The sequence below is a fragment of the Mesorhizobium sp. M0174 genome (assembly GCF_040322275.1).
Lineage (GTDB): Bacteria > Pseudomonadota > Alphaproteobacteria > Rhizobiales > Rhizobiaceae > Mesorhizobium.
The window spans coordinates 437,954-463,195 of the sequence record NZ_JAMYTB010000002.1; the positions used below are offsets into that span (position 1 = coordinate 437,954).

General features: G+C 61.8%; 20 protein-coding genes and 5 pseudogenes. 16 read left to right on the top strand and 9 right to left on the bottom strand.

Features of this window, described 5'->3' with window-relative positions:
* Positions 1–5 precede the first annotated feature (5 nt).
* Positions 6–854: a beta-keto acid cleavage family enzyme gene (locus tag NKJ13_RS05575; protein ID WP_352508687.1), complete on the bottom strand. Its 849-nt coding sequence runs from the start codon at positions 852–854 to the stop codon at positions 6–8.
* Positions 855–950: 96 nt separating this feature from the next.
* Between NKJ13_RS05575 and NKJ13_RS05580 the strand changes: the two genes are divergently transcribed.
* From NKJ13_RS05580 to NKJ13_RS05630, 11 genes and pseudogenes are all read left to right on the top strand, one after another.
* Entirely contained in the window at positions 951–1,856 is a 906-nt protein-coding gene (locus NKJ13_RS05580) for a MurR/RpiR family transcriptional regulator (RefSeq protein ID WP_352508688.1), read from the top strand.
* Complete coding sequence (locus NKJ13_RS05585; RefSeq protein WP_352777281.1) at positions 1,853–3,184, top strand: aspartate aminotransferase family protein; 1,332 nt, start codon at positions 1,853–1,855, stop codon at positions 3,182–3,184. Before NKJ13_RS05580 ends, NKJ13_RS05585 begins: the two co-directional genes overlap by 4 nt.
* Before the next feature lie 93 nt (positions 3,185–3,277).
* Positions 3,278–4,230 (top strand): annotated as a pseudogene (locus NKJ13_RS05590) (TAXI family TRAP transporter solute-binding subunit).
* Positions 4,231–4,286: 56 nt separating this feature from the next.
* Positions 4,287–6,887 (top strand): TRAP transporter permease, encoded by a 2,601-nt coding sequence (locus NKJ13_RS05595; protein ID WP_352777283.1) that lies wholly within the window; start codon positions 4,287–4,289, stop codon positions 6,885–6,887.
* 87 nt (positions 6,888–6,974) lie between these two features.
* Positions 6,975–7,397, top strand: coding sequence for a DMT family transporter (locus NKJ13_RS05600; protein WP_352508691.1), 423 nt, complete (start codon positions 6,975–6,977; stop codon positions 7,395–7,397).
* Positions 7,316–7,879 carry a DMT family transporter gene (locus NKJ13_RS05605; protein ID WP_352508692.1) on the top strand — a complete coding sequence of 188 codons (564 nt, stop codon included), beginning with the start codon at positions 7,316–7,318 and terminating at the stop codon, positions 7,877–7,879. The genes NKJ13_RS05600 and NKJ13_RS05605 overlap by 82 nt, the downstream gene beginning before the upstream one ends.
* A gap of 193 nt (positions 7,880–8,072) precedes the next feature.
* A complete protein-coding gene (locus tag NKJ13_RS05610) occupies positions 8,073–8,792 on the top strand; it encodes a FadR/GntR family transcriptional regulator (protein WP_254818542.1) in 720 nt (239 codons plus the stop codon).
* 51 nt (positions 8,793–8,843) lie between these two features.
* The gene (locus tag NKJ13_RS05615) at positions 8,844–9,818 is read left to right on the top strand and encodes a sialic acid TRAP transporter substrate-binding protein SiaP (RefSeq protein ID WP_502899786.1); all 975 of its coding nucleotides are present in this window, start codon (positions 8,844–8,846) and stop codon (positions 9,816–9,818) included.
* A gap of 142 nt (positions 9,819–9,960) precedes the next feature.
* The gene (locus NKJ13_RS05620; protein ID WP_352508693.1) at positions 9,961–10,533 is read left to right on the top strand and encodes a TRAP transporter small permease; all 573 of its coding nucleotides are present in this window, start codon (positions 9,961–9,963) and stop codon (positions 10,531–10,533) included.
* 3 nt (positions 10,534–10,536) lie between these two features.
* Complete coding sequence (locus NKJ13_RS05625; RefSeq protein ID WP_352777286.1) at positions 10,537–11,943, top strand: TRAP transporter large permease; 1,407 nt, start codon at positions 10,537–10,539, stop codon at positions 11,941–11,943.
* Positions 11,940–12,989 (top strand): L-idonate 5-dehydrogenase, encoded by a 1,050-nt coding sequence (locus NKJ13_RS05630; RefSeq protein WP_352777288.1) that lies wholly within the window; start codon positions 11,940–11,942, stop codon positions 12,987–12,989. The genes NKJ13_RS05625 and NKJ13_RS05630 overlap by 4 nt, the downstream gene beginning before the upstream one ends.
* A 178-nt stretch (positions 12,990–13,167) precedes the next feature.
* Here NKJ13_RS05630 and NKJ13_RS05635 read toward each other — a convergent pair whose 3' ends face one another.
* Together NKJ13_RS05635 and NKJ13_RS05640 are read right to left on the bottom strand one after the other, a co-directional pair.
* Positions 13,168–13,455, bottom strand: a complete 288-nt coding sequence (locus tag NKJ13_RS05635; protein ID WP_254818635.1) for a hypothetical protein — start codon at positions 13,453–13,455, stop codon at positions 13,168–13,170.
* Positions 13,456–13,818: 363 nt separating this feature from the next.
* Complete coding sequence (locus NKJ13_RS05640; protein ID WP_352507602.1) at positions 13,819–14,052, bottom strand: hypothetical protein; 234 nt, start codon at positions 14,050–14,052, stop codon at positions 13,819–13,821.
* 252 nt (positions 14,053–14,304) lie between these two features.
* On the opposite strand from NKJ13_RS05640, the gene NKJ13_RS05645 reads away from it, so the two are divergent.
* Positions 14,305–15,222 (top strand): NADP-dependent oxidoreductase, encoded by a 918-nt coding sequence (locus NKJ13_RS05645; protein ID WP_352689896.1) that lies wholly within the window; start codon positions 14,305–14,307, stop codon positions 15,220–15,222.
* A gap of 472 nt (positions 15,223–15,694) precedes the next feature.
* On the opposite strand, the gene NKJ13_RS05650 is transcribed toward NKJ13_RS05645, so the two are convergent.
* The 3 genes and pseudogenes from NKJ13_RS05650 to NKJ13_RS05660 form a co-directional block, all read right to left on the bottom strand.
* Positions 15,695–16,198 (bottom strand): SRPBCC domain-containing protein, encoded by a 504-nt coding sequence (locus NKJ13_RS05650; protein ID WP_352750972.1) that lies wholly within the window; start codon positions 16,196–16,198, stop codon positions 15,695–15,697.
* Positions 16,199–16,201: 3 nt separating this feature from the next.
* Positions 16,202–16,803, bottom strand: a pseudogene (locus NKJ13_RS05655) (NADPH-dependent F420 reductase).
* Positions 16,804–16,972: 169 nt separating this feature from the next.
* Positions 16,973–17,179: pseudogene (locus tag NKJ13_RS05660) on the bottom strand (LysR family transcriptional regulator); the annotation flags it as partial.
* Between the two features lie 299 nt (positions 17,180–17,478).
* Here NKJ13_RS05660 and NKJ13_RS05665 point away from each other — a divergent pair.
* The 3 genes from NKJ13_RS05665 (at position 17,479) to NKJ13_RS05675 (ending at position 19,673) form a co-directional block, all read left to right on the top strand.
* A complete protein-coding gene (locus NKJ13_RS05665; RefSeq protein ID WP_352777290.1) occupies positions 17,479–18,228 on the top strand; it encodes an SDR family oxidoreductase in 750 nt (249 codons plus the stop codon).
* Between the two features lie 109 nt (positions 18,229–18,337).
* The gene (locus tag NKJ13_RS05670; RefSeq protein ID WP_352750968.1) at positions 18,338–18,835 is read left to right on the top strand and encodes an SRPBCC domain-containing protein; all 498 of its coding nucleotides are present in this window, start codon (positions 18,338–18,340) and stop codon (positions 18,833–18,835) included.
* A 43-nt stretch (positions 18,836–18,878) separates the two neighbouring features.
* Positions 18,879–19,673, top strand: a complete 795-nt coding sequence (locus NKJ13_RS05675) for an SDR family NAD(P)-dependent oxidoreductase (RefSeq protein WP_352777292.1) — start codon at positions 18,879–18,881, stop codon at positions 19,671–19,673.
* A gap of 38 nt (positions 19,674–19,711) precedes the next feature.
* Here the strand turns inward: NKJ13_RS05675 and NKJ13_RS05680 are convergent.
* The 3 genes and pseudogenes from NKJ13_RS05680 to selD form a co-directional block, all read right to left on the bottom strand.
* Positions 19,712–20,003: pseudogene (locus NKJ13_RS05680) on the bottom strand (hypothetical protein); the annotation flags it as partial.
* Between the two features lie 24 nt (positions 20,004–20,027).
* A pseudogene (locus NKJ13_RS05685) lies at positions 20,028–20,231 on the bottom strand (adenylate/guanylate cyclase domain-containing protein); the annotation flags it as partial.
* Positions 20,232–20,602: 371 nt separating this feature from the next.
* Positions 20,603–21,679: a selenide, water dikinase SelD gene (gene selD / locus NKJ13_RS05690; RefSeq protein WP_352777294.1), complete on the bottom strand. Its 1,077-nt coding sequence runs from the start codon at positions 21,677–21,679 to the stop codon at positions 20,603–20,605.
* Between the two features lie 476 nt (positions 21,680–22,155).
* Here selD and fdnG point away from each other — a divergent pair, with 476 nt between their 5' ends.
* Positions 22,156–25,242 (top strand): formate dehydrogenase-N subunit alpha, encoded by a 3,087-nt coding sequence (gene fdnG / locus NKJ13_RS05695; protein WP_352777296.1) that lies wholly within the window; start codon positions 22,156–22,158, stop codon positions 25,240–25,242.

A 25,242-nucleotide genomic window follows, 5' to 3' on the forward strand; every position in this document is an offset into this window, starting at 1 on the left:
GTTTGTCATATGGAACGAAACGGCGCGTTCCATTGAGCCGCCAACTCGGCGGCCGAGGCGAGCCTGACTCCGCAGTCGGCGAGTATGCGTGCGACCGTCGCTACCGCCTCGGCGTTGGACGAGGCTATGCTGCCGTTCGGAAGGAAAAGGTTGTTTTCGAAGCCGACCCGGACATGGCCCCCAAGCAATGCGGCGGCGGTCGCGCACGCCGCTTCGTTGCGGCCGAAGGCGCAGACGCCCCAATGGTCGAAGCGCGGCATGTTCGCCGCGAGGAATGGCAAGAGATCGGCAGGAACGGACGTCTGTCCCGGCGTGTAGCGGCCCAGCACGTAGAGAACCGGTATGCTTGCCCAGGGGATCAGTCCGCGCTGCTGCATGTCCGAAAGCCTGACGGCCTCCTCGGGCGAATAGAGGATGATCTGTGGCGCAACCCCCTCGGTGTGCAGCCAGGCCATGAAGCGCACGAAGGCGAGTTCCGATCCGGCATCAGGAACGATTTCGCGAAGCGCCAGGGAGACAGCTTGCGGCTTCACATCTTGTACGACGGCCATCTGTTGGGCCGGCGAATAGATACCGAGTGCTTCGGAGGTGATCTGGATTACCAAGCGGTCGCCGGCAGCACCGCGGATGGCGGCGATCGCCTGGCGGTAGGCGTCGGCGTCGAGCAGATGATTGCCGCTTCGGTCGCGGACATGAACGTGGATCATAGCCGCACCGGCATCGGCGCATTCCGCGGCCGTCCTCGCAAGTTCGGCTGGTGTCAGCGGAATCGCCGGATGGTCGGCCTTGCTGCGACGTCCCCCGTTCGGGGCGACGGCTATGGCGATGCGGTCGACACCATGGGCCGGCTTCATGGGAACGTTCTGTAAGCGACAAGATTCATATGAATCAATCTTTGATCACACTGAAACAGACGTTGCAATCGCTGGTCTGGCGAGCTAGCAATATCCATGGACCAGGAAGAGCTTGCTGGACAGATCGTCACTGCCTTCGACGGCATGTCGGCGCAGCTTCGGTCCGCTGCGCGCTATGTCCTTGATAAGCCGTATGATGTCGCGCTGTTGTCCATGCGCGAGCAGGCCCGGCACGCAGGAGTGCAGCCGGCGACGATGACGCGGCTGGCCCAGCATCTCGGCCTTGATGGCTACGAGGCGGTACGCGATATCTACGCCGCCGCGATCCGGGACGGCGAAATCGGTTTCGCCGGCAAGGCGGGCCTTCAGGTCGCCAGCCAAAAGCTCAAGGGCGACCACGCGCTGGCGGCCGATATTCTGGATTCGATTTCCAGCCAGCTTGCCCATCTCGCCGAACGCAGGTCGATCGACCGTCTGGTCGAGACGGCCAGGGCGCTGAGTGCGGCAAGGCGCGTCTATTGCCTCGGCCTGCGCTCGAGCCACGCAGTGGCCTGGCATCTGCATTACATCCTGTCGCTGATCGGCGAGAAATCGGTGCTGCTGCACGGCATCGGCGGAACCGATGGCGACGCTCTGGCCCATGCGACCAGGGACGACGTGCTGATCGCCGCCAGCGTCCTGCCCTACACGCGCTTCACCATCGAGCTTGTCGAGTACGCTGCCGGCCGCGGCGTACCGGTCATTGCGATCACCGACAGCGGGGTAGCGCCCTTGGCGCTGCTTGCCGATCACCTGGTCGTCGTGCCGACCGGCAGCCCGTCCTTTTTCCACACCATGACGCCAGCTTTCATCGTTGCTGAGGTCCTGGGTGCTCTTGTCGCAGGGCAGGCAGGCGAGGGCGCTGTTGAGTCGCTGCGACGTTTCGATGAGCAGGGCGCCGCCCTCAAGACCCATCTGAACCAGCGTCCGCCGAAGAAAATGCCCATGAGGGACCGTCGATGACACACATTCTTCATCGAACCATCCACTCGACGCTGCCGGTCGCCGCTCGCGGCCAAGGCATCGAACTGTTCGATGCCGAGGGCAAGTCCTATATCGACGCGTCGGGCGGCGCTGCCGTGTCCTGTCTCGGCCACGGTCATCCCGACGTGATCGCCGCGCTGCACGCCCAGCTTGACCGCATCGCCTACGCACACACCAGCTTCTTCACCACCGAGGTGGCGGAGCGCTTGGCGGATCGGCTGGTCGAGGACGCGCCGAAAGGGTTGGACCACGTCTATCTGGTCAGCGGCGGCTCGGAGGCGGTCGAGGCCGCGCTCAAGATGGCCAGGCAGTATTTCGTCGAGAAAGGGGAGCCGCAACGGCGCCATTTCATCGCACGCCGGCAGAGCTATCACGGCAATACGCTCGGCGCTCTCGCCACCGGCGGCAACGAATGGCGGCGCGCCCAGTTCAGGCCGTTGCTGATCGAGACCCACCATATCGACCCCTGTTACGCCTATCGCTATCAAAAGCATGGCGAAAGCGACGAAGCCTATGCGGCGCGCGCCGCCCAGCAGCTCGAAGACAAGATCCTTGAACTCGGCCCGGACGAGGTCATCGCCTTTGTCGCCGAGCCGGTGGTGGGTGCCACGCTCGGCGCCGTGCCGTCGGTCCCCGATTATTTCAAGCACATTCGCGCGATCTGCGACCGCTACGGCGTGCTGCTCATTCTCGACGAAGTGATGTGCGGCATGGGCCGTACCGGCACGCTGCATGCGTGCGAGCAGGACGGCATCGCTCCCGACCTGCTGACCATCGCCAAGGGGCTCGGCGGTGGCTACCAGCCGATCGGCGCGGTGCTGCTTGGCCGGCATATCTTCGACGCCTTTGCCCAGGGCTCGGGCTTCTTCCAGCATGGACATACCTATATGGGGCATCCAATGGCGGCGGCGGCCGGCCTTGCCGTGCAGGAGGTCATCCGGCGCGACCGCCTGCTCGACAACGTCAGCGCAATGGGCGCGCAGCTCGACGAACGCCTGCACCAGCGCTTTGATAACCACCATCACGTCGGCGACATTCGCGGACGAGGTCTGTTCAGGGGAATCGAGCTGGTGGTCGATCGCGCCAGCAAGGAACCGTTCGACCAGAGATTTGAACTCAACGCTCGCATCAAGCGCGAAGCAATGGCCCGCGGCCTGATGATTTATCCGATGGCCGGGACGATTGACGGTGTGCGGGGCGTTCATGTGCTTGTGGCGCCGCCTTTCATCATTTCCAGACAGGATATCGATCGGATCGTCGAACGGCTCGGTGAGGCGATCGACGCTGCGATCGCTTCAGCGGCCTGACCCGCACGACGCGGACCGCCTCAATCAGTTCCAACGCGTCATCGGCGATGGGCCGGGACACCCACCAGAGAGGTAGCAACCATGTACAGTTCGATGAGAATCCTGATCGGCGCGGCGGCTTGCATGCTGCTGGCGCTGCCGTCCGTCGGAGCCGAGCAGCGCTTCGTCACGGTCGGCACCGGCGGGGTCACCGGCGTCTACTATGCCGTCGGCGGCGCCATTTGCCGGCTGATGAACAAGGACCGGCAGAAAACCGGCATCCGATGCTCGACGGAGTCGACCGGCGGTTCGGTCTTCAACGTCAACTCCATCCAGACCGGCGATCTCGATTTCGGCTTGACCCAATCGGACGTCCAGTACCAGGCCTATGAGGGGACCGGAAATTTCGAAGGCAAGCCGTTCAAGGATCTGCGGGCCGTCTTCTCCGTCCATCCCGAGCCGTTTACCGTGCTGGCGCGGCCCGATGCCGGCGTCCCAAATTCGAGGACTTCAAAGGCAAACGCTTCAACGTCGGCAATCCCGGGTCAGGCACCCGCTCGTCGATGGAGGAGTTGCTGAAGCAGATGGGCTGGACGCTCGGCGATTTCTCGCTTGCCGCGGAGCTGAAGGCGGACGAGCAGGGCAGCGCGCTGTGCGACAACAAGATCGACGGTTTCTTCTACGGCGTTGGTCATCCTTCCGCCGCGATCCAGGATCCGACCACGGCCTGCGGCGCCAAGCTCATCCCGCTGACCGGTCCGGCAGTGGACGCGCTGTTGGCAGCTCATCCGTACTATTCGGTCGCCACCATCAAGGGTGGCATGTACGCCAACAACCCGGACGACGTGAAGACATTCGGCGTCCGCGCCACCGTGGTGACGAATGCCAGCACGCCCGATGAGGTGGTCTACGAGCTGGTGAAGTCGGTCTTCGAAAATTTCGACGACTTCAAGAAACTGCATCCGGCTTTCGCCAATCTCGATCCCAAGGAGATGATCAAGACCGGTCTGTCGGCGCCAATGCATCCGGGCGCGGAGCGCTATTACAAGGAGAAGGGCTGGCTCTGAGGCTTTCAATGCGAGGCGCCAAGGGCGCCTCGCATCGCAAATAAATGTGGGGAACGATGACAGATCAAAGCCAGCGGGCGGCAGCGCCTGACCAACCCGTTATCGACATCGACAAGCTCAGCGAGATCGTCGCGGAAGCCGACACCGGTGGGCGCAAGCCGACCGGCCGCACCGCGAAGCTGATCCTCGGCGTATCGCTTGCATGGTCGCTGTTCCAGCTTTGGTATGCCTCGCCCCTTCCGTTCATGCTCAATTTCGGCGTTGTCAGCGACGGCATCGCCCGCTCCATCCATCTGGCCTTCGCCCTGTTTCTGGCGATGCTGACGTTTCCCGCCTTCAAGACCTCATCGCGCAGCCGCGTGCCGCTACCCGACTGGGTGCTAGGCATCGCCGGGGCGGCGTCCGCCCTCTATCTGCTGGTCTTTTACAGCGATATCGCCCACCGGCCGGGGCTTCCCACTACCGCTGACCTGGTCATATCTATCGCCGGCGTCCTCATCCTGCTCGAGGCCGCCCGTCGCGCCGTCGGGCCTGCCATCACTGTCATCGCGGCGATCATGCTGATCTATATTTTCGCCGGGCCTCACCTTCCTGGCCTGCTCGGCCACAAGGGCGCGACGTTATCGCGCGCAGCCTCGCAGATGTGGCTGACGTCCGAGGGGGTGTTCGGTGTCGCCCTCGGTGTGTCCACCAATGTCGTCTTCATGTTCGTTTTGTTCGGAACATTGCTGGAGCGCGCCGGCGCCGGCGGCTTTTTCATCCAGCTTGCCTTCTCGCTGCTCGGCAAATACCGCGGCGGTCCGGCTAAGGCCGGTGTCGTGGCTTCCGGCCTGACCGGCATGATTTCCGGCTCTTCGATCGCCAATGTCGTGACCACCGGAACCTTCACTATCCCGCTGATGCGGCGGGTCGGATATTCTGCGGTGAAGGCGGGCGCCATCGAATGCGCGGCCGGCGTCAATGGTCAGCTGATGCCTCCTGTGATGGGCGCCGCCGCGTTCCTGATCGCGGAATACGGCGGCATCTCCTATGCCGAGGTAGTCAAGCACGCCTTCTATCCGGCGCTGCTGACCTATGGATCGTTGTTCTACATCGTCGATATCGAGGCGATGAAGACAGGGATGAAGGGCCTGCCGTCACGCCGCACGCACTCCGCATTTCAGGGTGCGCTGCGCGGGCTGATGGGCATATGCGGCTTCATCGTCCTCGCAGGGCTTGTCTATTACGGCATTGGCTGGACGAAGACCGTTTTCGGCGCGGCCGCGACCTGGATGATCACTACCGCGCTGATCGCCGTTTACATCGGCCTTGTCGCCTACCGGGCGCGCTATCCCGACCTGCCGCTCGAGGATCTGGAGGGCGAGATCGTCAGGATTCCGCACTTCGGCGAGACGGCGCGCACCGGATTGCATTTTCTGCTGCCGGTGATCCTGCTGATCTGGTGCCTGATGGTGGAGGAGCTGTCGCCGGGCCTCTCGGCATTCTGGGGCGTTGTCGCCCTGATGGCGCTGATCGTCACGCAACGGCCGCTCACCGCCTTTTTCCGCAAGGACCGAGCGCTGGCACGGCATTGGCTTCACGGTTTCGACGATCTGGTCGGTGGCCTGTCCGCCGCTGCGCGCAACATGACGACGGTCGGCATTGCCACTGCGACGGCCGGCATCATCGTCGGCACGGTTCTGCTCACCGGCATCGGGCTGGTGATGACCGAGCTCGTCGAATTCATCTCGGGCGGCAGCTTCATCGTCATGCTTTTGTTCACCGCGGTGATCTGCATCATTCTCGGCATGGGCATGCCGACCACCGCGAGCTATGTCGTCGTCGCCACCTTGATGGCGCCGGTCATCGTCGATTTGGCGGCGCAGAACGATCTTGCCGTGCCGCTGGTCGCCGTCCACATGTTCGTTTTCTATTTCGGGCTGATGGCGGACGTGACGCCGCCGGTGGGGCTGGCGGCTTATGCTGCTGCGGCAATTTCAGGCGCCGATCCGGTGAAGACCGGGATTCAGGGTTTCAAGTACGAGATCCGTACCGGCCTCTTGCCGTTCATCTTCATCTTCAACACCGGACTGCTGATGATCGATCTCGAAGGGCCATTCGACTTCGTTGCGATGGTCGTGACATCGACGCTGGCCATGGTCTCGTTTGTAGCAGCGACGCAGAATTGGATGCTCGTGCGCAACCGCTGGTACGAGACGATTGCGTTGCTTCTGGCCTGTTTCATCTTGTTCAGACCGGGATTGTTGCTCGATCAGGTGAGCGAACCTGATCGGGCAGTGCCTGCCTCCGAACTCAGCCGTATCGTCGACAAGACAGCCGAAGGCGGAGCGGTTCGCCTGCGCCTGACGACACTGAAGCTCAACGGCGATGAGATATCGAAGCTGGTTCGGCTACAACTCGGGCCCGCAAATTCATCGGCCGAACGCCTGAAGGCTGTGGGGCTGGACGTCAGCGCGCTCGGCGACAGCGTGACGGTCGGCGTCGTGCGACTGGGCAGCCAGGCGGCCAAATTCGGCCTGCAGCCCGGCGACGAAATCAACCAGGTGCTAGTGCCCGCGGAGCGGCCGTCGCGTTACTGGTTCGCGATTCCAGCCCTGCTGTTGCTCGGTCTCGTCTTCTGGGTTCAGAAGCGGCGAAGGCGGACAGTCGGCCCATAAGCGTCTTGTGAGCAGAAGAGGCTCGCCAGCATGTCAGTAACAAGAGAACCAAACGGCGCCGCGGAACCGGCTAATGCGGAAATGCGCATGACGACGCGCGACCGCCCCTTCGAACCCGTCGACTACGGGCTTTACGCGCTGACGGTCATTGCGTGGAGCGCATCGTGGTTCGCGATCGAACTTCAGGTCGGCAGCGGCATGTCGAACGAGGTCAATCTGGTCTGGCGCTTCGCCATCGCCACGCTGCTGATGTTTGCCTGGGCGGCTTTTTCCGGTCGGCGGCTCGGCTTTCCGATCACCGATCATTTGCGCTTTGCTGTGCTTGGCATCCTCATCTTCTCGTCGAACTTCCTGTTTTCTATTATGGCGCCGGCTATCTCGTCAGCGGCTTGCTCTCGGTCGTCTTCTCGCTCGCCTCGGTCATCAACATGCTGCTCGGTGCCTTGGTCATCGGCGAGCGCCCGGCGCCGCGCATTCTCGCCGGCGGCGTCATCGGCTTCGCCGGCATAGCGCTGATGTTCTTCCCCGAAATCGCTGCCAACGGGCTTTCCGGCGGCACGTTGGTGGGCCTTCTTCTGTGCCTCTGCGGCACCCTGAGCTTCTGCACCGGCAATCTCGTCTCCGTCGCAAACCAGCGCCGCGGACTGCCGCTCGTTTCAACGAGCGCCTGGGGCATGCTTTATGGCACTTGCTGGTCGGCGTTCCTGGCCTTCCTGCTAGGTGAGCGGTTCGTGTTCGCGACGACCGCCTCTTATATCGGCTCGCTGGTCTTCCTCGCCGTCATATCGACGGTCGTGGCTTTCGCCGCCTACCTGACGCTGCTCGGACGCATTGGCGGCGCCCGCGCCGGCTATGCGACCGTCATATTTCCCGTCTTTGCGCTTTTGATCTCCACGGCGCTGGAAGGCTATGCCTGGACTGCGTACGCGATCATCGGGCTCGTCCTCGTCGCCGCCGGAAACGTCCTGGTCATTCGAGGAGGACGACGCTGACGCATGCAATGCGTCGCAATGCGCCGCCTTCCGCTGCGCGGGCCCCGCCACATACGTGCACCGGCTAGATGGGGCAGGGCGCCTTCTTCGTCTGTCTGTTTATCCAGCTTGACTCTCTTGGTCGTCAGTTTAGGCTGCGGTCAATGGGTCAGACCAATGTACCAGGGCGGCCGGGGAGGGGAATTAGACGCGCATGCCGATCCAGGCTGTTGAACCTCGCCGGCTATACCGACAGGTCGCCGATCAGCTCAGGCAGTTGATCGATGCCGGCGAGTTTTCCGTCGGCGACCGTCTGCCGACCGAGCGGGATCTGGCCGACCAGCTCGGAATTTCCCGCCCGACGGTCCGTGAAGCGCTGATAGCGTTGGAGGTCGAAGGCCGCATACGCATCCGCGTCGGCTCGGGTATCTACGTCACCGATCCGCCGAGCGCCGCCGCCTCCGAACCCGAAGTCGAGGAAGGCCCGTTCGAGCTGTTGCGCGCGCGCGAATTCGTCGAAGGCGCGATCGCCGCCGAAGCGGCCCTCCATGTCCGGCCTGCAGATATCGAACGACTCGACGACGTGCTGCGCCGGATGGAGGCCATGCGTCACCCCAACAAGATGACCATTGCGCTCGACCGGGAATTCCATACCGCGGTCGCCGGCATTCTCGAGAACGCGGTGCTGGTGCGCTTCATCGGCGAGCTTTTCGACCAGCGCATGAACCCGTACTTCGAACGCCTGTCGATCTATTTCGAGACCAGCGATTCCTGGCAGGTCGCGGCAAGGGAACATCGTGCCGTGCGCGATGCAATTGCCGCGCGCGACCCCGAGCGGGCCAAGGCCGCCATGCAGCAGCATCTGCGCCAGTCGCAAATCAGATTCTCACGCAATTTCGATGAGAGAGCCGCAGCCAAGGAGGTTGCGGAATAGCAGTTGGCCTGGGGGAGATCCGGCCGTCAAATTCAACCAGGGAGGAATTAGATGCTGAGAAAATACGCAGTTCTGCTCGGTGCGATCGCCGCAATTGCCTTACCCATGGCGTCGGCCTCGGCGGAAACGGTCCTGAAATGGGCACATGTCTACGAGACGACGGAGCCCTTCCACACCGAATCCGTGTGGGCTGCCGACGAAATCAAGAAGCGCACCCAGGGCCGCTACGCCATCGACGTCTATCCGGCCTCGCAGCTTGGCAAGGAAGCCGACATCAACCAGGGCCTGATGCTCGGCACCGTCGATATCATCATTTCCGGATCGAGCTTCGCGGCGCGCGAATATCCACCGATCGGCGTCACCTATTTCCCGTACACTTTCCGCGATGCCGACCATCTGCTGAAATACACCAAAAGTGACGTCTACAAGGCCCTGACCAAGGGCTATGAGGACAAGACCGGCAATCACATCGTCGCCACCACTTATTACGGGACGCGGCAGACCACCTCGAACCGGCCGATCGCCAAGTGCTCCGACATGCAGGGCTTGAAGATGCGCGTCCCCGACGTGCCGGCCTATCTGGCCATGCCGCGTGCCTGCGGGGCCAACACGGCGCCGATTGCCTTCGCCGAGGTCTATCTGGCTCTGCAGAACGGCACGGTCGAGGCCCAGGAGAACCCGCTGACCACCATCGAGGCGAAGAAATTCTACGAGGTGCAGAAGAATATCGTGCTAACTGGCCATATCGTCGATCATCTCAACACCATCATATCGGCGTCGCGCTGGGCCTCGCTGTCCGACGAGGACAAGAAGATCTTTACCGAGGTGATGCAGGAGGCTGCCGCCCGCGCCACGGCGAAGATCGTCGCCCGCGAAAAGGAACTGGTGCAGGTATTCAAGGACCGCGGCATCACCGTAACGGATGTCGACCGTGCCGACTTCGAGAAGAATGTGTTGGAGAAGGTCACCTTCGAGGAGTTCGGGTACAACAAGGCCGATTGGGAAGCGATCCGCGCTATCAAGTAGAGCATCGGAAACTGGATGCTCTATCAAGAGGATAGAGCGGCAATCGGATTCGCCGCTTTAACCCGCCCATCCGTCCGGCCTCAAATTGCGCCGGACGGCCTTCCAATCCTTGACGATCCAACAGCTTCGGGAGTGCGCGCCAATGGCCGAGGAACACCACACCGAGATCACCGTCGAAGAGATTGCGCATGCCTTCGAGGAAGTGCCGATACGCGTCGACCTGTCGGACCACGGCATCGAGGACTGGGTCACGCTTGCCGTGTTCTGGGGCATGGTCGTCTGTGTCTTCCTGCAGTTCTTCACCCGTTATGCGCTGAACAACAGCTTTGCGTGGACCGAGGAGATCGCCATCAACGCGCTCGTCGTCGTTGTCTTTCTCGGCGCCGCCATGTGCGTGCGCCTTTCGCGCCACATCCACGTCGACGTGCTTTACCACTATCTGCCGGAGCGCGTCGGCCGCTGGCTGGCCCTCGCCGTCGATATCATCCGCATCGCATTCTTCGCCTACGGATCCTGGCTGATGTGGCGCTACGTCACGATCGTGGCGCATGAGCGCATGGTCACCGTCAACCTGCCGCGGCGCTGGTTCTTCTACGCCGTACTGGCCGGCTTCGTGCTGATGCTTCTTCGCTCGATCCAGGTCTTTATCGGCAATTACCGGCGCGGCTATTCGGTGCTCGAGCGTCCTGGTGCGTTCGAGACGGCGGGGGTCTGAGCGATGCTGCTTCTGGTCGGGGGCTTTCTTGTCCTGATGCTCATCGGCGTGCCGGTCGCTGTTTCGATGGCGGCCGCCTCGATCCTTTACCTCGTCATCTACGGCGTTGCGCCCGACATCATCGCAGCCCAGCGCATGATCGCCGGGGTGGAGAGCTTTCCACTGCTCGCCGTGCCCTTCTTCATTCTGGCCGGCAACCTCATGAACATCGCCGGCGTCACCGGGCGTATTTATTCCTTCGCCCTTGCCCTGGTCGGCTGGATGAAGGGCGGCCTGGCGCAGGTCAACATCATCGGATCGGTGATCTTTTCCGGCATGTCGGGTACCGCGCTCGCCGACGCCGCCGGTATCGGCACCATCGAGATCAAGGCGATGAAGGACCATGGCTATCCGATCGACGCCGCGGTTGGCGTCACCGCCGCTTCTGCCACGCTCGGCCCAATCTTTCCGCCCTCGCTGCCCTTCGTCATCTACGGCATGATGGCCAATGTCTCGATCGGCGCGCTGTTCATGGCCGGCATCCTGCCCGGCATGGTCATGACCATGCTGATGATGATTACGGTTGCCATCTTTGCCTACAGTCGCGGCTGGGGCTCCGACACGCCTTTCGAGCTTCGGCGGCTCGCCGAAGCGGCGGGCGAGGTGCTGGTGGTGGCTGCCTTTCCGATTGGCTGTTACGTGCTTGTGCAGCTTGGCCTGTCGATCAACGTCGCGGTCGGCATCGCGCTGCTGCTGCTGATCGCCGCGGACTGGTATTTCGATTTCTCCGCGGTCATGGCGCTGATGACGCCGGTCATCCTGATCGGCGGCATGACGATGGGCTGGTTCACGCCGACGGAGGCGGCAATGGCGGCTGTGATCTGGTCGCTTTTCCTCGGGCTGGTGCGCTACCGCACGATGACGTTTCGCTTGCTTGCCAAGGCCAGCTTTGACACGATCGAGACGACCGCCTCGGTGCTTTTCATCGTCACCGCCGCATCGATCTTCGCCTGGCTGCTTACCGTCAGCCAGGCGGCACAGCTGTTTTCGAACTTCATTTTCGCGCTCACCGAAAACAAGTGGGTCTTCCTGATCCTGGTGAACATCCTGATGCTGGTGGTCGGCTGCTTCCTCGATACGATCGCCGCGATCACGATTCTGGTGCCGATCCTGCTGCCGGTCGCTGCCGTCTACGGCATCAACCCGGTGCATTTCGGGCTGATTATGACGCTCAATCTGATGATCGGGCTTTTGCACCCGCCGCTCGGCATGGTGCTGTTCGTGCTGTCACGCGTCGCCAAGCTCTCGGTCGAGCGCACCACCATGGCGATCCTGCCGTGGCTGGTGCCGCTTATCGTGGCGCTGCTTCTGATCACCTTCATACCCGCCATCACGCTTTGGCTGCCGACCGAGATGGGCTTGATCCGGTGAGTGGCCAGGTGATCGCCGCGACACTATTCGGCCCGCAGGACCTCCGCGTCGTGGAGCATCCGCTCGAACCGCTGGCACCAGGCATGGTGCGTGTGCGCTTCGGGGCCGGGGGCATCTGCGGCTCCGACCTGCATTATTTCCGCCATGCCCGCACCGGCGACTTCGTTGTGACCTCGCCGCTTGTCCTCGGCCATGAAATCTCCGGCGAAATCGTCGAGATCAACGGCGCGGCACCCGGCTTGGGCGTCGGCGACCACGTCGCGGTCAATCCGTCACGCTGGTGCGGGCATTGCGCGCGATGCCTGGAAGGCCGCGCCAATCTCTGCGAAAACATCTACTTCATGGGCTCGGCATCGAAGACGCCGCATATGCAGGGCGGCTTCGCCAGCCTGTTCGACGTCACGCCCGCGCAATGTTTCAAGGTTCCATCTGATGTGGCCTACCAGGCGGCCGCACTTGCCGAACCGCTGGCGGTCAGCCTGCACGCCGTCGCGCGGGCCGGCGACATCAGGGGCCGCAACGTCGTCCTGTTCGGTGCCGGTCCCATTGGCCTCTTGACCATGCTCGCGGCCAGGCTTGCCGGCTGCGCTGAACTGACCGTCGTCGATATCGCCGCCGCGCCGCTCGCCTTCGCCCGCAGGTTGGGCGCCGACAGGACGATCGACCTTGCCAGCGGGGACGCCGAGATCCAGTCGCTCGCGGCCGGCGGTTCGCTCGATGTGGCGTTCGAGATTTCAGGCACTGCCGCAGGCCTTGCCGCGGCAATCGCCAGCGTCCGGCGCGGCGGCACGGTGGTCCAGGTCGGCAATCTTCCCGGTGGCCAGATCCCACTGCCCGCCAATGCGGTGATGGCCAAGGAGATCGACCTCAAAGGCACCTTCCGTTTCGGCAGCGAGTTCGGTCGCGCAGTCGACCTCATTGTGTCGCGGGAGGTGGACGTCCTAAAGCTGGTGACGGCGGAGCGCACGCTTTCCTCCGCCCCCGATGCCTTCCGACTTGGCGCCGACCGCGCTCAAAGTGTCAAGGTTGTGCTGACCGCGGACTGATTGAGGATTCGCAACGTCCCTGTTTTTTACGAGCCCATTGGCGCTTCACGGTGCAGGTACAAACAGAGGATGTGCGACGGAGCGGCGTCGCGCCTTCCAAACGTGGCGTGTGGGCCATGCCGGCGCGCGCGAAGACGCTGGACAGGTTCGAACGACCAGGAGCGATTCGTACCTGATTCTATGTTCCTTTCACGACTCTCGGCTTAATCGGCCGGCGGGATTGGGCCGCGCTCTCGAGTGTCAAGGCCAACCGCTTCTCGTCTTCGATGGCGCGATCGACTGCCTCGATTTCCTCTTGGAGGACCTTCAGCTCGACTCCGTAGCTGGAGCCGTCGCTGTCGCCAATTTGAAAGCCACTTGCCCGCATTGCGTCGCGAGTATGGTGCACGTTACGGACTCCTTCGCGTCGAGTCGCGACCAGAATTTCCCTGAATTCTCTAAGACGTTCAACGTGATTGCGAGCCATTTGCGTTCTCCTATTTCGTCGTCATCGTCGCTGACGGCGATTCAGCCGACAAAAACCTACGGCGCAGAAGGTTTAAGCGCCTCTAAGAGATACGCTCGACAGAGCATGAATGCGGAAGGTCAAATTTGAACGTCTTGCAATAGTTTGAAGCACGGCAGCTGGAGAGACGCTTCGGCCGAGCGCCTCTGCTGCTCGGCGCTCTTGCTGGTTCCTCCGGCTTCAGGATTGCGAGGGTCCATCTGTGAGCGTGCAGCGCCGCATGGTCTCATGTCTGCTAAGCGGCGCAGTCACGACTACAGTTGGCAAATCGCCGGATCGGCCCATCACTCCCAACGGCGCGCCTGAGATCGCCTGCGCTCGGTTTTATTGGTCCGAAAACCTCACGCTCACTCCGCGCTGCCGAAAATAAGCCTGCATCAACTTGCGGCCCGAGCGATTGTTCTGCGCCAACTTGGTCGGATCGAACACCGCCTGTTTTATCCCCTCTCGTGTGAGCGCTGCCTTGAGCGTCGCGATACCTGCGTCGATGTCGGCATTGCCCGCCCGGAGCGAGGCATAGATACTTTCGGTCGCCTCGGCCACGGTCAGTTCGCTCACAGATGTCGTCCTTTCGTACAGGGCGGCGGCTTAGCATGGATTCGCGGCTCGCCGATACCGATGAGACCGTCATTGGAATCCTGTCGGCGGCGCTGACGTAGCGGTATTACTCGACCGGCGACGAGGGCGTGCTGCGGCTCGGCGTGATGACATACCTTTATGGGGACCTAGTCTAACTGCGTGAGAGATCGAAAAGACCTTCCACGCCAGCAATTTACCCCGAACCAACAAATCACTGAGGAGACAATTCCCATGAAAGCGATCGTAGTGACGGACCAGGCTGCAGGAACGGCCGGAATGAAGCTGGGGCAGCGGCCCGAACCGCAGGCGGCAATAAACGATGTCGTCGTACAAGTTCATGCGGCGGGATTCGTCAACACCGAACTGGAGTGGCCTTCGACCTGGGCCGATCGGGCCTTCCATGACCGGACGCCGTCGATCCTCGGCCATGAGCTGGCCGGTGTGGTCACGGCCCTCGGCTACGGCACCACGGGGCTTTCGATCGGTCAGCGGGTGTTCGGCCTCGCCGACTGGCATCGCGACGGCACGCTCGCGGAGTATGTCGCCATGGAGGCACGCAATCTCGCACCGCTGCCCGGCGACGTCGACTTCACGGTTGGCGCAAGCTTGCCGATCTCCGGCCTGACCGCGTGGCAGGGACTGTTCCAGCACGGCCGCCTTCGGGCGGGGCAGAGCGTTCTCGTGCATGGCGCGGCCGGTGCCGTCGGTTCGATGGTGGCGCAGCTTGCAAGGGAGGCCGGAGCTTATGTCATCGGCACCGGACGCGCCGCCGACCGCCAGAAGGCGCTCGACTTCGGTGCAAATGAATTCATCGATCTCGGGAATGACACCCTGGAAGAGGTCGGCGGTGTCGATCTGGTGTTCGATGTCATCGGCGGCAATATTCAGAAACGGTCCGCAACGCTGGTCCGGGCCGGAGGAACGCTTGTGACAGTCGTCGGACCAACGGATATTCGACCTGCAGATGGCCTGACGGTTGACTTCGTCGTCGAGGCTGATCGAGCCCAGCTTTCGGAGATAGTTCAGCGGATCCGGGATGGACGACTGCGGACGAACATCGGCAAGGTCTCGAGCATGGATGATGCCGTCGCCACCTTCAACTCAACCGAGCGACGCACGGGAAAGACAGTCATCAGCGTTCGTCCGTAAGAACTCGGGGAGAGAGGGCGGTTCCTCTCTCCTCGTCTACTCCCATCAGCAAGATACCATCAGCAAGATAATTGCCTCGGCCATGCCAGTCTTCGTCGCTTAGACTCTCCGTGTCGCTCGGTGTATTGGCGCTGTTCCCCTCCGCGAGGCCCCGCGATGGCTGCAGGACTATGCGCCGGACCTCCAGTCGGCCGTGTCGGTGAGCGCAGGGTGGAGCGTCTTCGCGATGGAGGACGGAGCGGTCTACAACACCTACCGCCGCTATCCACCGCTTGTGGGGCCGCCCTACGCGCCGTTGCTCGAGTTCGTGCCAAAGCCGTGACATCCGCAACTTGCGCGCCTGCCTTGGCGAAGCGGGCATTCGCCGATAGAGAGCGTGTCATGCAAGCACGTGACCGCTTCTTATCGCGGGGATGTTCCTAAGGCGGAGGCCCTAAAATCAGCCGCGAGCGAAGAAGACGCAGATGCGGAATTAGCGTGCCGTCCTCGCCGCTTCCGCCTCGGCAGCGCGAGCAAGGTCTTCGACCCACTGCTGATGATAGCGGTAGAGCCCACCGGGGTGCTTGTGTCCGAGCACGTCGAGGAACCAAGGGCCCTGCTGCGTCTCTTCCGTCAGCACATGGCAACCCGTGTCCTTGGGAGTGATGACCCAACCGTGATAGGCGGTCGAGCCGGTCTCGTCGCCGTCGACCACCGTTTTCCACGCGAGCCTGTGGCCGGGCTCGCACTCCGTCACGACAAGGCTCATCGGAAATCCAACCGTCACCCGACTGAATCTGGTTCCGAGCGCCAGTTTAGGTTCACCGGTCAGGATCTTGACCTGATCCTCTGGAGGAAAGTAGCTCGACCAGTTCTCGGCGTCGACCAGCAGCTCCCACACCACTTCAGGCGGCGCTTTCACGTCAATGTCATTGAGCGCGTAGATCGACGAAATCTTCGGGTCGAAATGGTCAGGCCATTTTACACGATCATACATGGCTCAAGCCTGCTTCTTGAAGAGATCTTTGAAAATTAAAGGCGCCCAGGTGTTTCCTCGCGCCTGAATGAGCAGCCCACCCTCTGCGAGCCTTCCAAGGTTGACCGGTGCATAGCCGAGTTGCTCGACCAGCGTGGGCACCACCGGAAGGGCGCTGTCATTGTCGCTGGAGAGAAAAACCACTCGCCGCCACCGCCGATGGAGGGCTCCTGAGCAAGGACGCCTGCAGGCAGGTGGTTGAACGCCTTGACAAGCGCGGCAGCGCCAAACGCCTTGGCGATTACGGCCGAAGACGGGAGGCTGCCCAAATCGTTTGGTGAGACGCCGTAGGCGTTCGTCACATCGATAATGATCTTGCCCCGCCAGTCCTTGGCAGTGTTCGCAATCTCCCCGTGCGCCCAGAACGGAACAGCCAGCAGGATAATGTCGGCCTTGAGCGCTTCGTTCAGGGAGCTGGGGATGACCGTGGTTCCGATGGCCGTTGCGAGCGGCGCGAGCGCCTTGGGCGCACGTGTGCTTGCTATGGCCACTTCGATACCCTTGCGGGCGAACCTTTTCGCGAGCGCCTGACCGACGGCCCCGGCGCCTATGATTGCGTAAGTCATTTCATATCTCCAGATCGGCGAATTGCCGGTACGTCCTGGAGCTTAGCTAAGGTCGTGGAGCCTCAACCGGGATTGACGATTTCTCAACAGCGGCTGTGCATCGGCGCACCATTCACGGATTGGTCGCGCTTCGGCGTCCCAGTGGAGCTCGACACCCGTGGCCAAGGACAGCGAACTCGAGGACTCCCTCACCCGCATCCGTGAGACGATAGCCTGAGGGTAGCTTCTCGAACAGGTACGCGCCGAGGCGCTGTTCCAGTTGGGCAATGCGTCGCAGCACAGTCGAGTGGTTTACCTTGAGGCGCTCAGCGGCGGCCCGAACCGAACCTTCGCGCGAGATGACAAGAAAGTAGCGAACGTCGTCCCAGTCGATCATGTGGTGCAACCTTGCACCGCAAGGTGCGGTGTTGAAACACGTATTAAATAGCATGAATGGTGCGAACCTCTTCGTCGACCTCCACAGTTCTAGTTTCGCTGCAGCTCCCATACCTCGGCAATCGGCTATTCTGCGGCATTCGCAGCCAGTGCGAACACCATCCCCTGGGAACAGGCGGTGCGCCAACGCACAGCCGCTGTCGAGAAATCGTCAATCCCGCCTGAGCGCGTTCGATCCCATTTGCTTGCGAGGGGGCGAGATGATCGTCGGCCCTGGACGAACGAAAAGGAGAAACCGACATGGGAAGACTTGATGGTCGGATAGCCGTTGTCACAGGTGCGGCAAGCGGCATCGGCCTTGCCACCGCGAAGCGGTTTGCGGCCGAGGGCGCAGTAGTCGTGATGGTGGACCAGCACGGCGAGAAGGTTCGACGTGCCGCGCAGGCGTTGGGGCGGGGCCTGGATCCGGTCCTCGCCAACATCACGAAGATGGCAGATCTCGCTGCTCTTCGCGACCACGCCGCCAAGACCTACGGCTTCGCCGACGTCCTGTTTGCCAATGCCGGCGTCGCTACGTTCGCGCCGGTCGGCGAAGTGAGCGAAGAAGCGTTCGATCGAACCGTCACGACCAATTTGAAGGGCACATTCTTCACCGTGCAAACGCTGTTGCCGGTGCTCCGCGACGGCGCCTCGATCATTCTCACGTCGTCCGTGTCGGGCTCGAAGGGCGCTCCGGCTTTCAGCGTCTACTCGGCCACCAAGGCTGCGGTCCGCTCCGTCGCGCGGACCCTCACCTCGGATCTGAAAGCCCGTCATATCCGCGTAAACGCGCTCGCCCCCGGCAACACCGAAACGCCTGTCGGCATAAATGCCGGTCTGTCCCAGGAGCAGAGCGATGCCTTTTTCGCGCACACTGCCCTCGACACGCCGCTGGACAGGAACGGTCAAGCCAACGATATCGCTGCGGCCGCGCTCTACCTCGCGTCCAACGACAGTTCGTTCGTGACCGGCATCGAGCTGACCGTCGACGGGGGCTTCGCGCAGGTGTGAGCCCGGGCCGCTGGCGCTGAGGGGCCGCCGCTAATGTCGGCATCGGTCGACCACTTCGCGCAGGCAGGTACGGCACTTTTCTCGCTTTTGTCCCAACACGGAGAACAACATGTTCGAGGCAATCAAATGGCCGGCAGACCTGACGCCCAGCCGATCCCCGATCCATTTCACCAACGAACTTGAGGTCGCGGCCTCTGCTGAAACGATCTGGTCGTTGCTCGTAGATCCCGCCGCTTGGCCTGGCTTCTACCCGGGCGTCGAACACGTGCAGTTGCTTGATGGGCACGAATCGCTTCGCCTTGGCACACGGTTCGAAACCAACCTGGCCGGCCAGGACGTCTTCGCGTCAGTGCAGGAGTTCGAGCCCATGACGCGCATCGCGTGGGGCGGCTACCCCAAGGCGGCGGTGACTTCGAAGGCCTATCACGCATGGATTATCACACCCACGGCGAATGGATGCCACCTCTGGACCGAGGAGACGATGCAGGGCCCGTTCTGGATCGAATTGGCCAAGAAGGCCCCCGACGTTTTTTGGCGCACGCACGAGAAGCTCCTTGAGGATCTCGCCAAGGTCGCAACCGAACGCACTGCCTCACACATCAAGTAAAACAGCCGTCGCTGTCGCAGTCCGAAATTGAAGGAATAGACTCATGAATATCGATCTTAAGGGCCGCAAGGCCGTTGTAACGGGTTCCACGGCGGGCATCGGTCGCGCCATCGCCGAAGGACTGGGGCGCGCGGGCGCTTCGGTTGTGATCAACGGCCGCGGCGAGGAACGCGTCGCCACAGCGCTTCGCGAGATTCGCGAGCTTTTCCCACAGGCTGGTCTGACGGGCGTTGCGGCTGATCTGGAGACAGCCGAAGGGGCCGGAGCTCTGTTCGCACAGGCGCCCGATGCGGATATCCTCGTCAACAATGTGGGGACAGCGCGCCCGAAGACTTTCTTCGATCTCGCCGATGACGACTGGCTAAGCCTCTTCCAGCTCAACGTCATGAGCGGCGTTCGCGCCGCACGCCACTATGTGCCGAAGATGACAGCGCGGGGTTGGGGACGGGTCGTATTCATCAGCAGCGAATCCGCACTCAACGTCCCGAAAGAGATGATCGACTATGGCATGACCAAGACGGCGCAACTCGCTATTTCGAGGGGGCTTGCCGAAGCGGTCGCCGGAACGGGTGTCACAGTTAACGCGGTCCTCCCCGGCCCAACGAGGTCCGAAATCCTGTCGAATATGATGAGTGAGCTGGCGCACTCGCAAGGCATCAGCCAAGAGGAAGCGGAGCAAGTGTTCTTGACGACGATGCGCCCGACAACACTGATCAATCGATTTGCGACGACCGAAGAAGTAGCCAACATGGTTGTTTACGTTTGTTCGGAGCAAGCGTCAGCGACGAGTGGCGCCGGTCTGCGCGTCGACGGCGGTGTACTTCGGTCAATCGTCTAAAGTGTACGGATTATAAACCAGCTTCCCTAGCGCGAGTCGACGTCGCCAGTGAGTTCCGTCGCGGCCGAGATCACTTTCACCATCTCGCGCATCCGACCCTGCAGGCGCTCGATGACGGGTTACGGAGTGTGTTGCGGTGGACACCGTCAACTGGGCCAGGTTGGCCACCTTCACACCCAGTGCCTGCGACAGGTGCTTCGGCGAGATATAAAGCGTGCGCGGCTCCTCAAGGCTATCGACAAAGCCTGAAACCACCGTGGAATGTGCGAGCTGTGCTTGGCAAGTGAACAGAGGCCTGACGCCTTCCAGCGCACTGCTGTCCGTCCTCATCCGTAGCGGTTGTTAGCGCACCACTACCACACTGCGGAACTCGACCAGTGCGCCATCGCCTGTGCGCTTGATCAGGCGTCCGTTGTGGACTGCGATGGTCGGGTCGATCAGGTCGCTGCGCAGTGCCCGCGACCTGGCCAAAGTACGGTCTTCATCCGCGCTCGCCGGCCGGCTGTACCCGACCACGTCGGCGGCGAGGATCGCGGCTAACTTGCGGTTCTCGCTCATAGGGGGGCATCTTCTCGTGTCCATAATAACGGGAAGACACGTGATTACTGAAGGCCCGCTTCTGATAATCCGAGCCTCGAAGCTGCCAATCCGCCTCCGGCTCCAAATCGAGACCCTCCTTGCTTGTCGCGAAGTATCGTCAATGCGCCATGCGACCTTCCAACTTGAGACTGAAACACGTCATGGCCCTCTCTTTTCCGTTAACGGTGAGCGAGGCGTTTGATCGGGTGGAATCTAGCGCCGTAGATAGGACAAAACATCGAAAAACATTGGAATTGAATGCCGCGAAGCCCCAAACGTCGTCCGGGCCCACCATTACCATTATTTATCAATGCTTTATAGCATGGTCGCCACGAGGTTCGCCGATTCGTTCAGGCCTCTACTACTATTGTCTGCGCGCCGGGCCTGGCATGGCCGATGATGCGAGCCGAAGGGTAGCCGTCCGCGACGATCCTCTCGACGAGCGCGGCTGCGCAGTCGGTCTCGCAAGCAACCAGCAACCCGCCCGAAGTCTGTGGGTCCGTGAGAAGGTGGCGTCGCCACTCGGGCATGCCGGGAGGTAAGCTTACCGCGTCGCCATAACTCGCCCAGTTGCGCCAGGATGCGCCGGTAACGTGGCCGTCGACCGCGAGCGAGGCAGCCTCGGAAAACAGCGGCACGTCGCGGCTGCAAATTATCAGCGTGCACCCGGAACCGCGTGCCATCTCGAGGGCATGTCCGAGCAAGCCAAATCCGGTCACGTCGGTGACCGCGTGGACGCTCGCGTCCTGCGCCAGCTCCGCTCCGATCCGGTTGAGAAGGGTGGTGGAGGCGATCATTTCGCGATAGCCGCTCTCGGAAAGCGCCTGCATCTTGATGGCGGCGGAATAGATGCCGACACCGAGCCCTTTCGTCAGGATCAAGGTGTCGCCTGGCCTGGTATCAGAATTGCGTCGGATATCCTCGGGTCGGCATGTGCCGATGACTGCAAGGCCGTAAATCGGCTCCGGCGAGTCGATTGAATGGCCGCCGGCAACCGGGATTCCGGCGTTGGCGCAGACAGCTTCGCCACCTTTCAGGATTTCGCGGACCATGAGCGTCGGGATCTTGTCGAGAGGCATGCCGAGTATAGCCAACGCCATGATCGGCCGGCCACCCATCGCATAGATATCGGACAGGGCGTTGGTTGCGGCAATCCGGCCGAAATCGTAGGGGTTATCTACCATCGGCATGAAGAAGTCGGTGGTCGCAATGACGCAAGTCGCGCCGTCGAGCTGCCAGACTGCCGCATCGTCGCCGGTCTCCGTGCCGACGAGAAGCTGATGATAGGGACTGGCAGCCGCCGGATCGGCGAGAAGCTGCTGCAGCACTGACGGCGCCAGCTTGCAGCCGCAACCGCCGCCATGGGCGAGGCTGGTCAGGCGCACAACGGGCGCTTCCGTGACTTCAGGCGAGAGGGCGATTGCCATGGTCGTCGAGCCTCCTCTGCTGCCACGCTTTAGTAGGGATCAAAGTCAACCGGAATGGAAAATACGATCGCCCGACGCACGGCACGTTTGGAGCACGCTTACTCTCAGCGGATTTTGTTGAGTTAGGAAAGGCAAGGACCGTATCCAGCGTGCGAGGCACCGCCGTCATTGGGTATAGATCGAAAGGCGCCCCGACCCGCGGGAGCTGTTTCATCGCCACGCTTTACTTTATGATAATACGTTCGTTTTCGTCAATCGCAGTCGCGGTCACGAAAACAAGACAACAAATTCGACAATAATACACAGTGCCGATTTGCGGGCACAAACCTGCTGCGGGAAGGCCGTTCGGAGGGCACTTTTGCTGCACCGTACGCATCTCGTTCTTTGGCATTGATTTTATTTGGTCCGAGACTAGTTACCCGGATTGAACCGTTGGTTCGAGTTGCCTTGTGGGGCATCGGCTTCGGGAGGAACCCATGAACATCGATCTTTCTCGACGCGCGTTCCTGCAAACAGCAGGCGCGGGTCTCGCCGGTACTACGCTCGGAGCCCTCGGCTTCGGCGATAGCGAGGCCGCACACGCGGCGGCCATACGGTCCTTCAAGCTCGCGAACACCATCGAAACACGCAATACCTGTCCATACTGCTCGGTGGCTTGCGGCATAATCTTGTATTCGAAGGGCGATCTCAGAAAGGGCGAGCCAGCCGAGATCACCCATATCGAGGGTGACACTGATCATCCGACCAATCGCGGCACCTTGTGCCCCAAAGGGTCGGCCCTGCTCGGATTTGTCAAGTCGCCGACCCGTCTGCAACATCCGATGATCCGCAAACCGGGCTCGGACAAGTTCGAGCCGATAAGCTGGGAAGACGCACTCGGCCGCATCGCCCGCCTGATGAAGGACGATCGCGATAAGAACTTCGTCGCGACGAACAATGACGGCGTGACGGTCAACCGGTGGATCACCACCGGCTTCCTCGCCGCCTCGGCTTCGACCAATGAAACCGCGTTCGCGACCTACAAGGTGGTCCGCAGCGCGGGCATGCTGGTGTTCGACAACCAGGCACGTGTCTGACACGGCCCGACGGTGGCGAGTCTCGCCCCAACATTCGGCCGCGGCGCAATGACGAATTCCTGGACCGACATCAGGAACACGGATCTCGTCGTCATCATGGGCGGCAATGCCGCCGAAGCGCATCCTTGCGGCTTCAAATGGGTCACGGAGGCGAAGGCCAACCGCGGCGCCAAGCTCATCGTCATCGACCCGCGCTTCACACGCTCGGCTTCGGTATCGGATCTTTACGCGCCGATCCGCCAGGGAACGGACATCGCCTTCCTGCTCGGGCTGATCAACTACTGCATCCAGAACGACAAGGTGCAATGGGACTATCTGAAGGCCTTCACCAACGCGACATATGTTGTGAAGGAGGGCTTCACCTATCAGGACGGCCTCTTCTCCGGCTATAACGAGGCGAAGCGAGACTATGACAGGTCCAGTTGGGACTATGACATAGGCTCGGACGGCTTTGCCGTTGTCGACACGACATTGGCCAATCCCCGCTGCGTCTGGAATCTGCTCAAGAAGCATGTCGCGGTCTACACGCCGGAGATGGTCGAGCGCATCTGCGGCACACCGAAGGACCGGTTCCTGAAGGTGGCCGCGATGGTCGCCGAGACGTCGTCTCCGACCAAGGCGATGACCTCGATGTACGCGCTCGGCTGGACGCAACACTCGAAGGGCTCGCAGAACATCCGCGCCATGGCGATGCTGCAGCTTGTTCTCGGCAACATCGGTATACGCGGTGGCGGCATGAACGCGCTTCGCGGTCACTCCAACATCCAGGGGCTGACCGACCTCGGGCTGATGTCGAACCTGCTGCCCGGCTATCTGACGCTGCCGACTGAGAAGGAGGTCGATCTGGCAGCCTACATGTCGACCCGGGGCTTCAAGCCGCTCCGGCCGAACCAGATGAGCTACTGGCAGAACTACAGGAAGTTCTTCGTAAGCTTCCAAAAGTCGATGTGGGGCAACGCGGCAACACCGGAGAACGATTTCGCCTATGACTTCCTGCCGAAGCTCGACCTGCCGGGCTACGATCTGCTGCGGGCTTTCGAGCTTATGCACCAGGGCAAGATGAACGGCTATTTCTGCCAGGGCTTCAACCCACTACAGGCAGCTCCGAACAAGAAGAAGGTGATCGAGTCCCTCTCGAAGCTCAAATACCTCGTCATCATGGATCCGTTGGACACGGAGACGGGCCGGTTCTGGGAGAACCACGGGCCGTACAACGATGTCGATCCGTCGCAGATTCAGACGGAAGTCTACCAGCTTCCCTCCACCTGCTTCGCCGAGGATGACGGGTCGCTGGTCAATTCGGGGCGCTGGCTGCAGTGGCATTGGGCCGGCGGCACGCCCCCCGGCGAGGCCAAACGCGATACCTGGATCATGGCGCAGCTCTATTTGCGCCTGAAGGAACTCTACACCAAGGAAGGTGGTGCCTTCGCCGATCCCATCGTCAAGCTCAATTGGCCTTATGCCGATCCCGGCGATCCGAAGGCCGAGGAGCTTGCCCAGGAGATCAATGGCAGGGCGCTCGCCAGGGTAACCGATACGGCCGACCCGACAAAGGTGCTGGCCGAGGCCGGAAAGCTCTTGCCGGGCTTCGCCGCGCTGCGCGACGACGGCTCCACCTCCTGCGGCTGCTGGATCTATTCCGGCTGCTTCAACGAAAACGGCAACAACATGGCCAGGCGGGACACCGCCGATCCTGACGAAACCGGCGCCTATTCCAAATGGGCGTTCTCATGGCCCGCCAACCGCCGCATTCTCTACAACAGGGCGTCGGCTGACCTCGCCGGAAAGGCTTGGGATCCAAGCCGCAAGGTGATCGAATGGGACGGCACGAAATGGTCGGGCTACGATGTCCCCGACATCTTGCCAACGGCAAAGCCCGATCAAGTAGGCCCGTTCATCATGAATCCGGAAGGCGTCTCGCGCCTCTTTACCCGGGGCATGATGCGCGACGGACCATTCCCGGCGCATTACGAGCCATTCGAGTCGCCCATCGCGAACCCGATAGCTCCCAAAGTCCGCGGCAACCCCGCAGCGCGGGTGTTCGAAGGCGATATGGCCCAGTTCGCCGAATCGGCTTCGCAGGAGTTCCCCTACGCGGCGACCTCCTACCGACTGACCGAGCATTTCCACTTCTGGACCAAGCACGTCATCACCAATGCGGTGATGCAGCCGGAGTTTTTCGTGGAAATTTCGGAACAGCTTGCGGCCGAGAAGGGCATCACCAAAGGCGGCTGGGTGCGCGTCTGGTCGAAGCGCGGTTCCGTTGTGGCGAAGGCCATGGTGACCAAGCGGATCAGGCCGCTGACCTGCGATGGCAAGACCGTCCACATCGTCGGGATACCGCTGCACTGGGGCTTCACGGGAGCGGCGAAGAAAGGCTTTGGCCCGAACATGCTCACCCCCTTTGTCGGCGACGCCAACATCGAGACGCCGGAATACAAGGCGTTCCTTGTCAACATCGAGCCCATCGCCGGGCCGGTAGCGTAG

What these genes read in the sequence shown, in the direction of transcription:
- NKJ13_RS05610 (WP_254818542.1), top strand. Translation starts at nt 8,073, where the DNA reads ATGCCGATCCAGGCTGTTGAACCTCGCCGGCTATACCGACAGGTCGCC.
- NKJ13_RS05575 (WP_352508687.1), bottom strand. Translation starts at nt 854, where the DNA reads ATGAAGCCGGCCCATGGTGTCGACCGCATCGCCATAGCCGTCGCCCCG.
- NKJ13_RS05650 (WP_352750972.1), bottom strand. Translation starts at nt 16,198, where the DNA reads ATGTATGATCGTGTAAAATGGCCTGACCATTTCGACCCGAAGATTTCG.
- NKJ13_RS05615 (WP_502899786.1), top strand. Translation starts at nt 8,844, where the DNA reads ATGCTGAGAAAATACGCAGTTCTGCTCGGTGCGATCGCCGCAATTGCC.
- NKJ13_RS05600 (WP_352508691.1), top strand. Translation starts at nt 6,975, where the DNA reads ATGACGACGCGCGACCGCCCCTTCGAACCCGTCGACTACGGGCTTTAC.
- NKJ13_RS05595 (WP_352777283.1), top strand. Translation starts at nt 4,287, where the DNA reads ATGACAGATCAAAGCCAGCGGGCGGCAGCGCCTGACCAACCCGTTATC.
- NKJ13_RS05675 (WP_352777292.1), top strand. Translation starts at nt 18,879, where the DNA reads ATGAATATCGATCTTAAGGGCCGCAAGGCCGTTGTAACGGGTTCCACG.
- NKJ13_RS05625 (WP_352777286.1), top strand. Translation starts at nt 10,537, where the DNA reads ATGCTGCTTCTGGTCGGGGGCTTTCTTGTCCTGATGCTCATCGGCGTG.
- NKJ13_RS05665 (WP_352777290.1), top strand. Translation starts at nt 17,479, where the DNA reads ATGGGAAGACTTGATGGTCGGATAGCCGTTGTCACAGGTGCGGCAAGC.
- NKJ13_RS05670 (WP_352750968.1), top strand. Translation starts at nt 18,338, where the DNA reads ATGTTCGAGGCAATCAAATGGCCGGCAGACCTGACGCCCAGCCGATCC.
- NKJ13_RS05585 (WP_352777281.1), top strand. Translation starts at nt 1,853, where the DNA reads ATGACACACATTCTTCATCGAACCATCCACTCGACGCTGCCGGTCGCC.
- NKJ13_RS05645 (WP_352689896.1), top strand. Translation starts at nt 14,305, where the DNA reads ATGAAAGCGATCGTAGTGACGGACCAGGCTGCAGGAACGGCCGGAATG.
- NKJ13_RS05605 (WP_352508692.1), top strand. Translation starts at nt 7,316, where the DNA reads ATGCTGCTCGGTGCCTTGGTCATCGGCGAGCGCCCGGCGCCGCGCATT.
- NKJ13_RS05635 (WP_254818635.1), bottom strand. Translation starts at nt 13,455, where the DNA reads ATGGCTCGCAATCACGTTGAACGTCTTAGAGAATTCAGGGAAATTCTG.
- NKJ13_RS05580 (WP_352508688.1), top strand. Translation starts at nt 951, where the DNA reads ATGGACCAGGAAGAGCTTGCTGGACAGATCGTCACTGCCTTCGACGGC.
- selD (WP_352777294.1), bottom strand. Translation starts at nt 21,679, where the DNA reads ATGGCAATCGCCCTCTCGCCTGAAGTCACGGAAGCGCCCGTTGTGCGC.
- NKJ13_RS05620 (WP_352508693.1), top strand. Translation starts at nt 9,961, where the DNA reads ATGGCCGAGGAACACCACACCGAGATCACCGTCGAAGAGATTGCGCAT.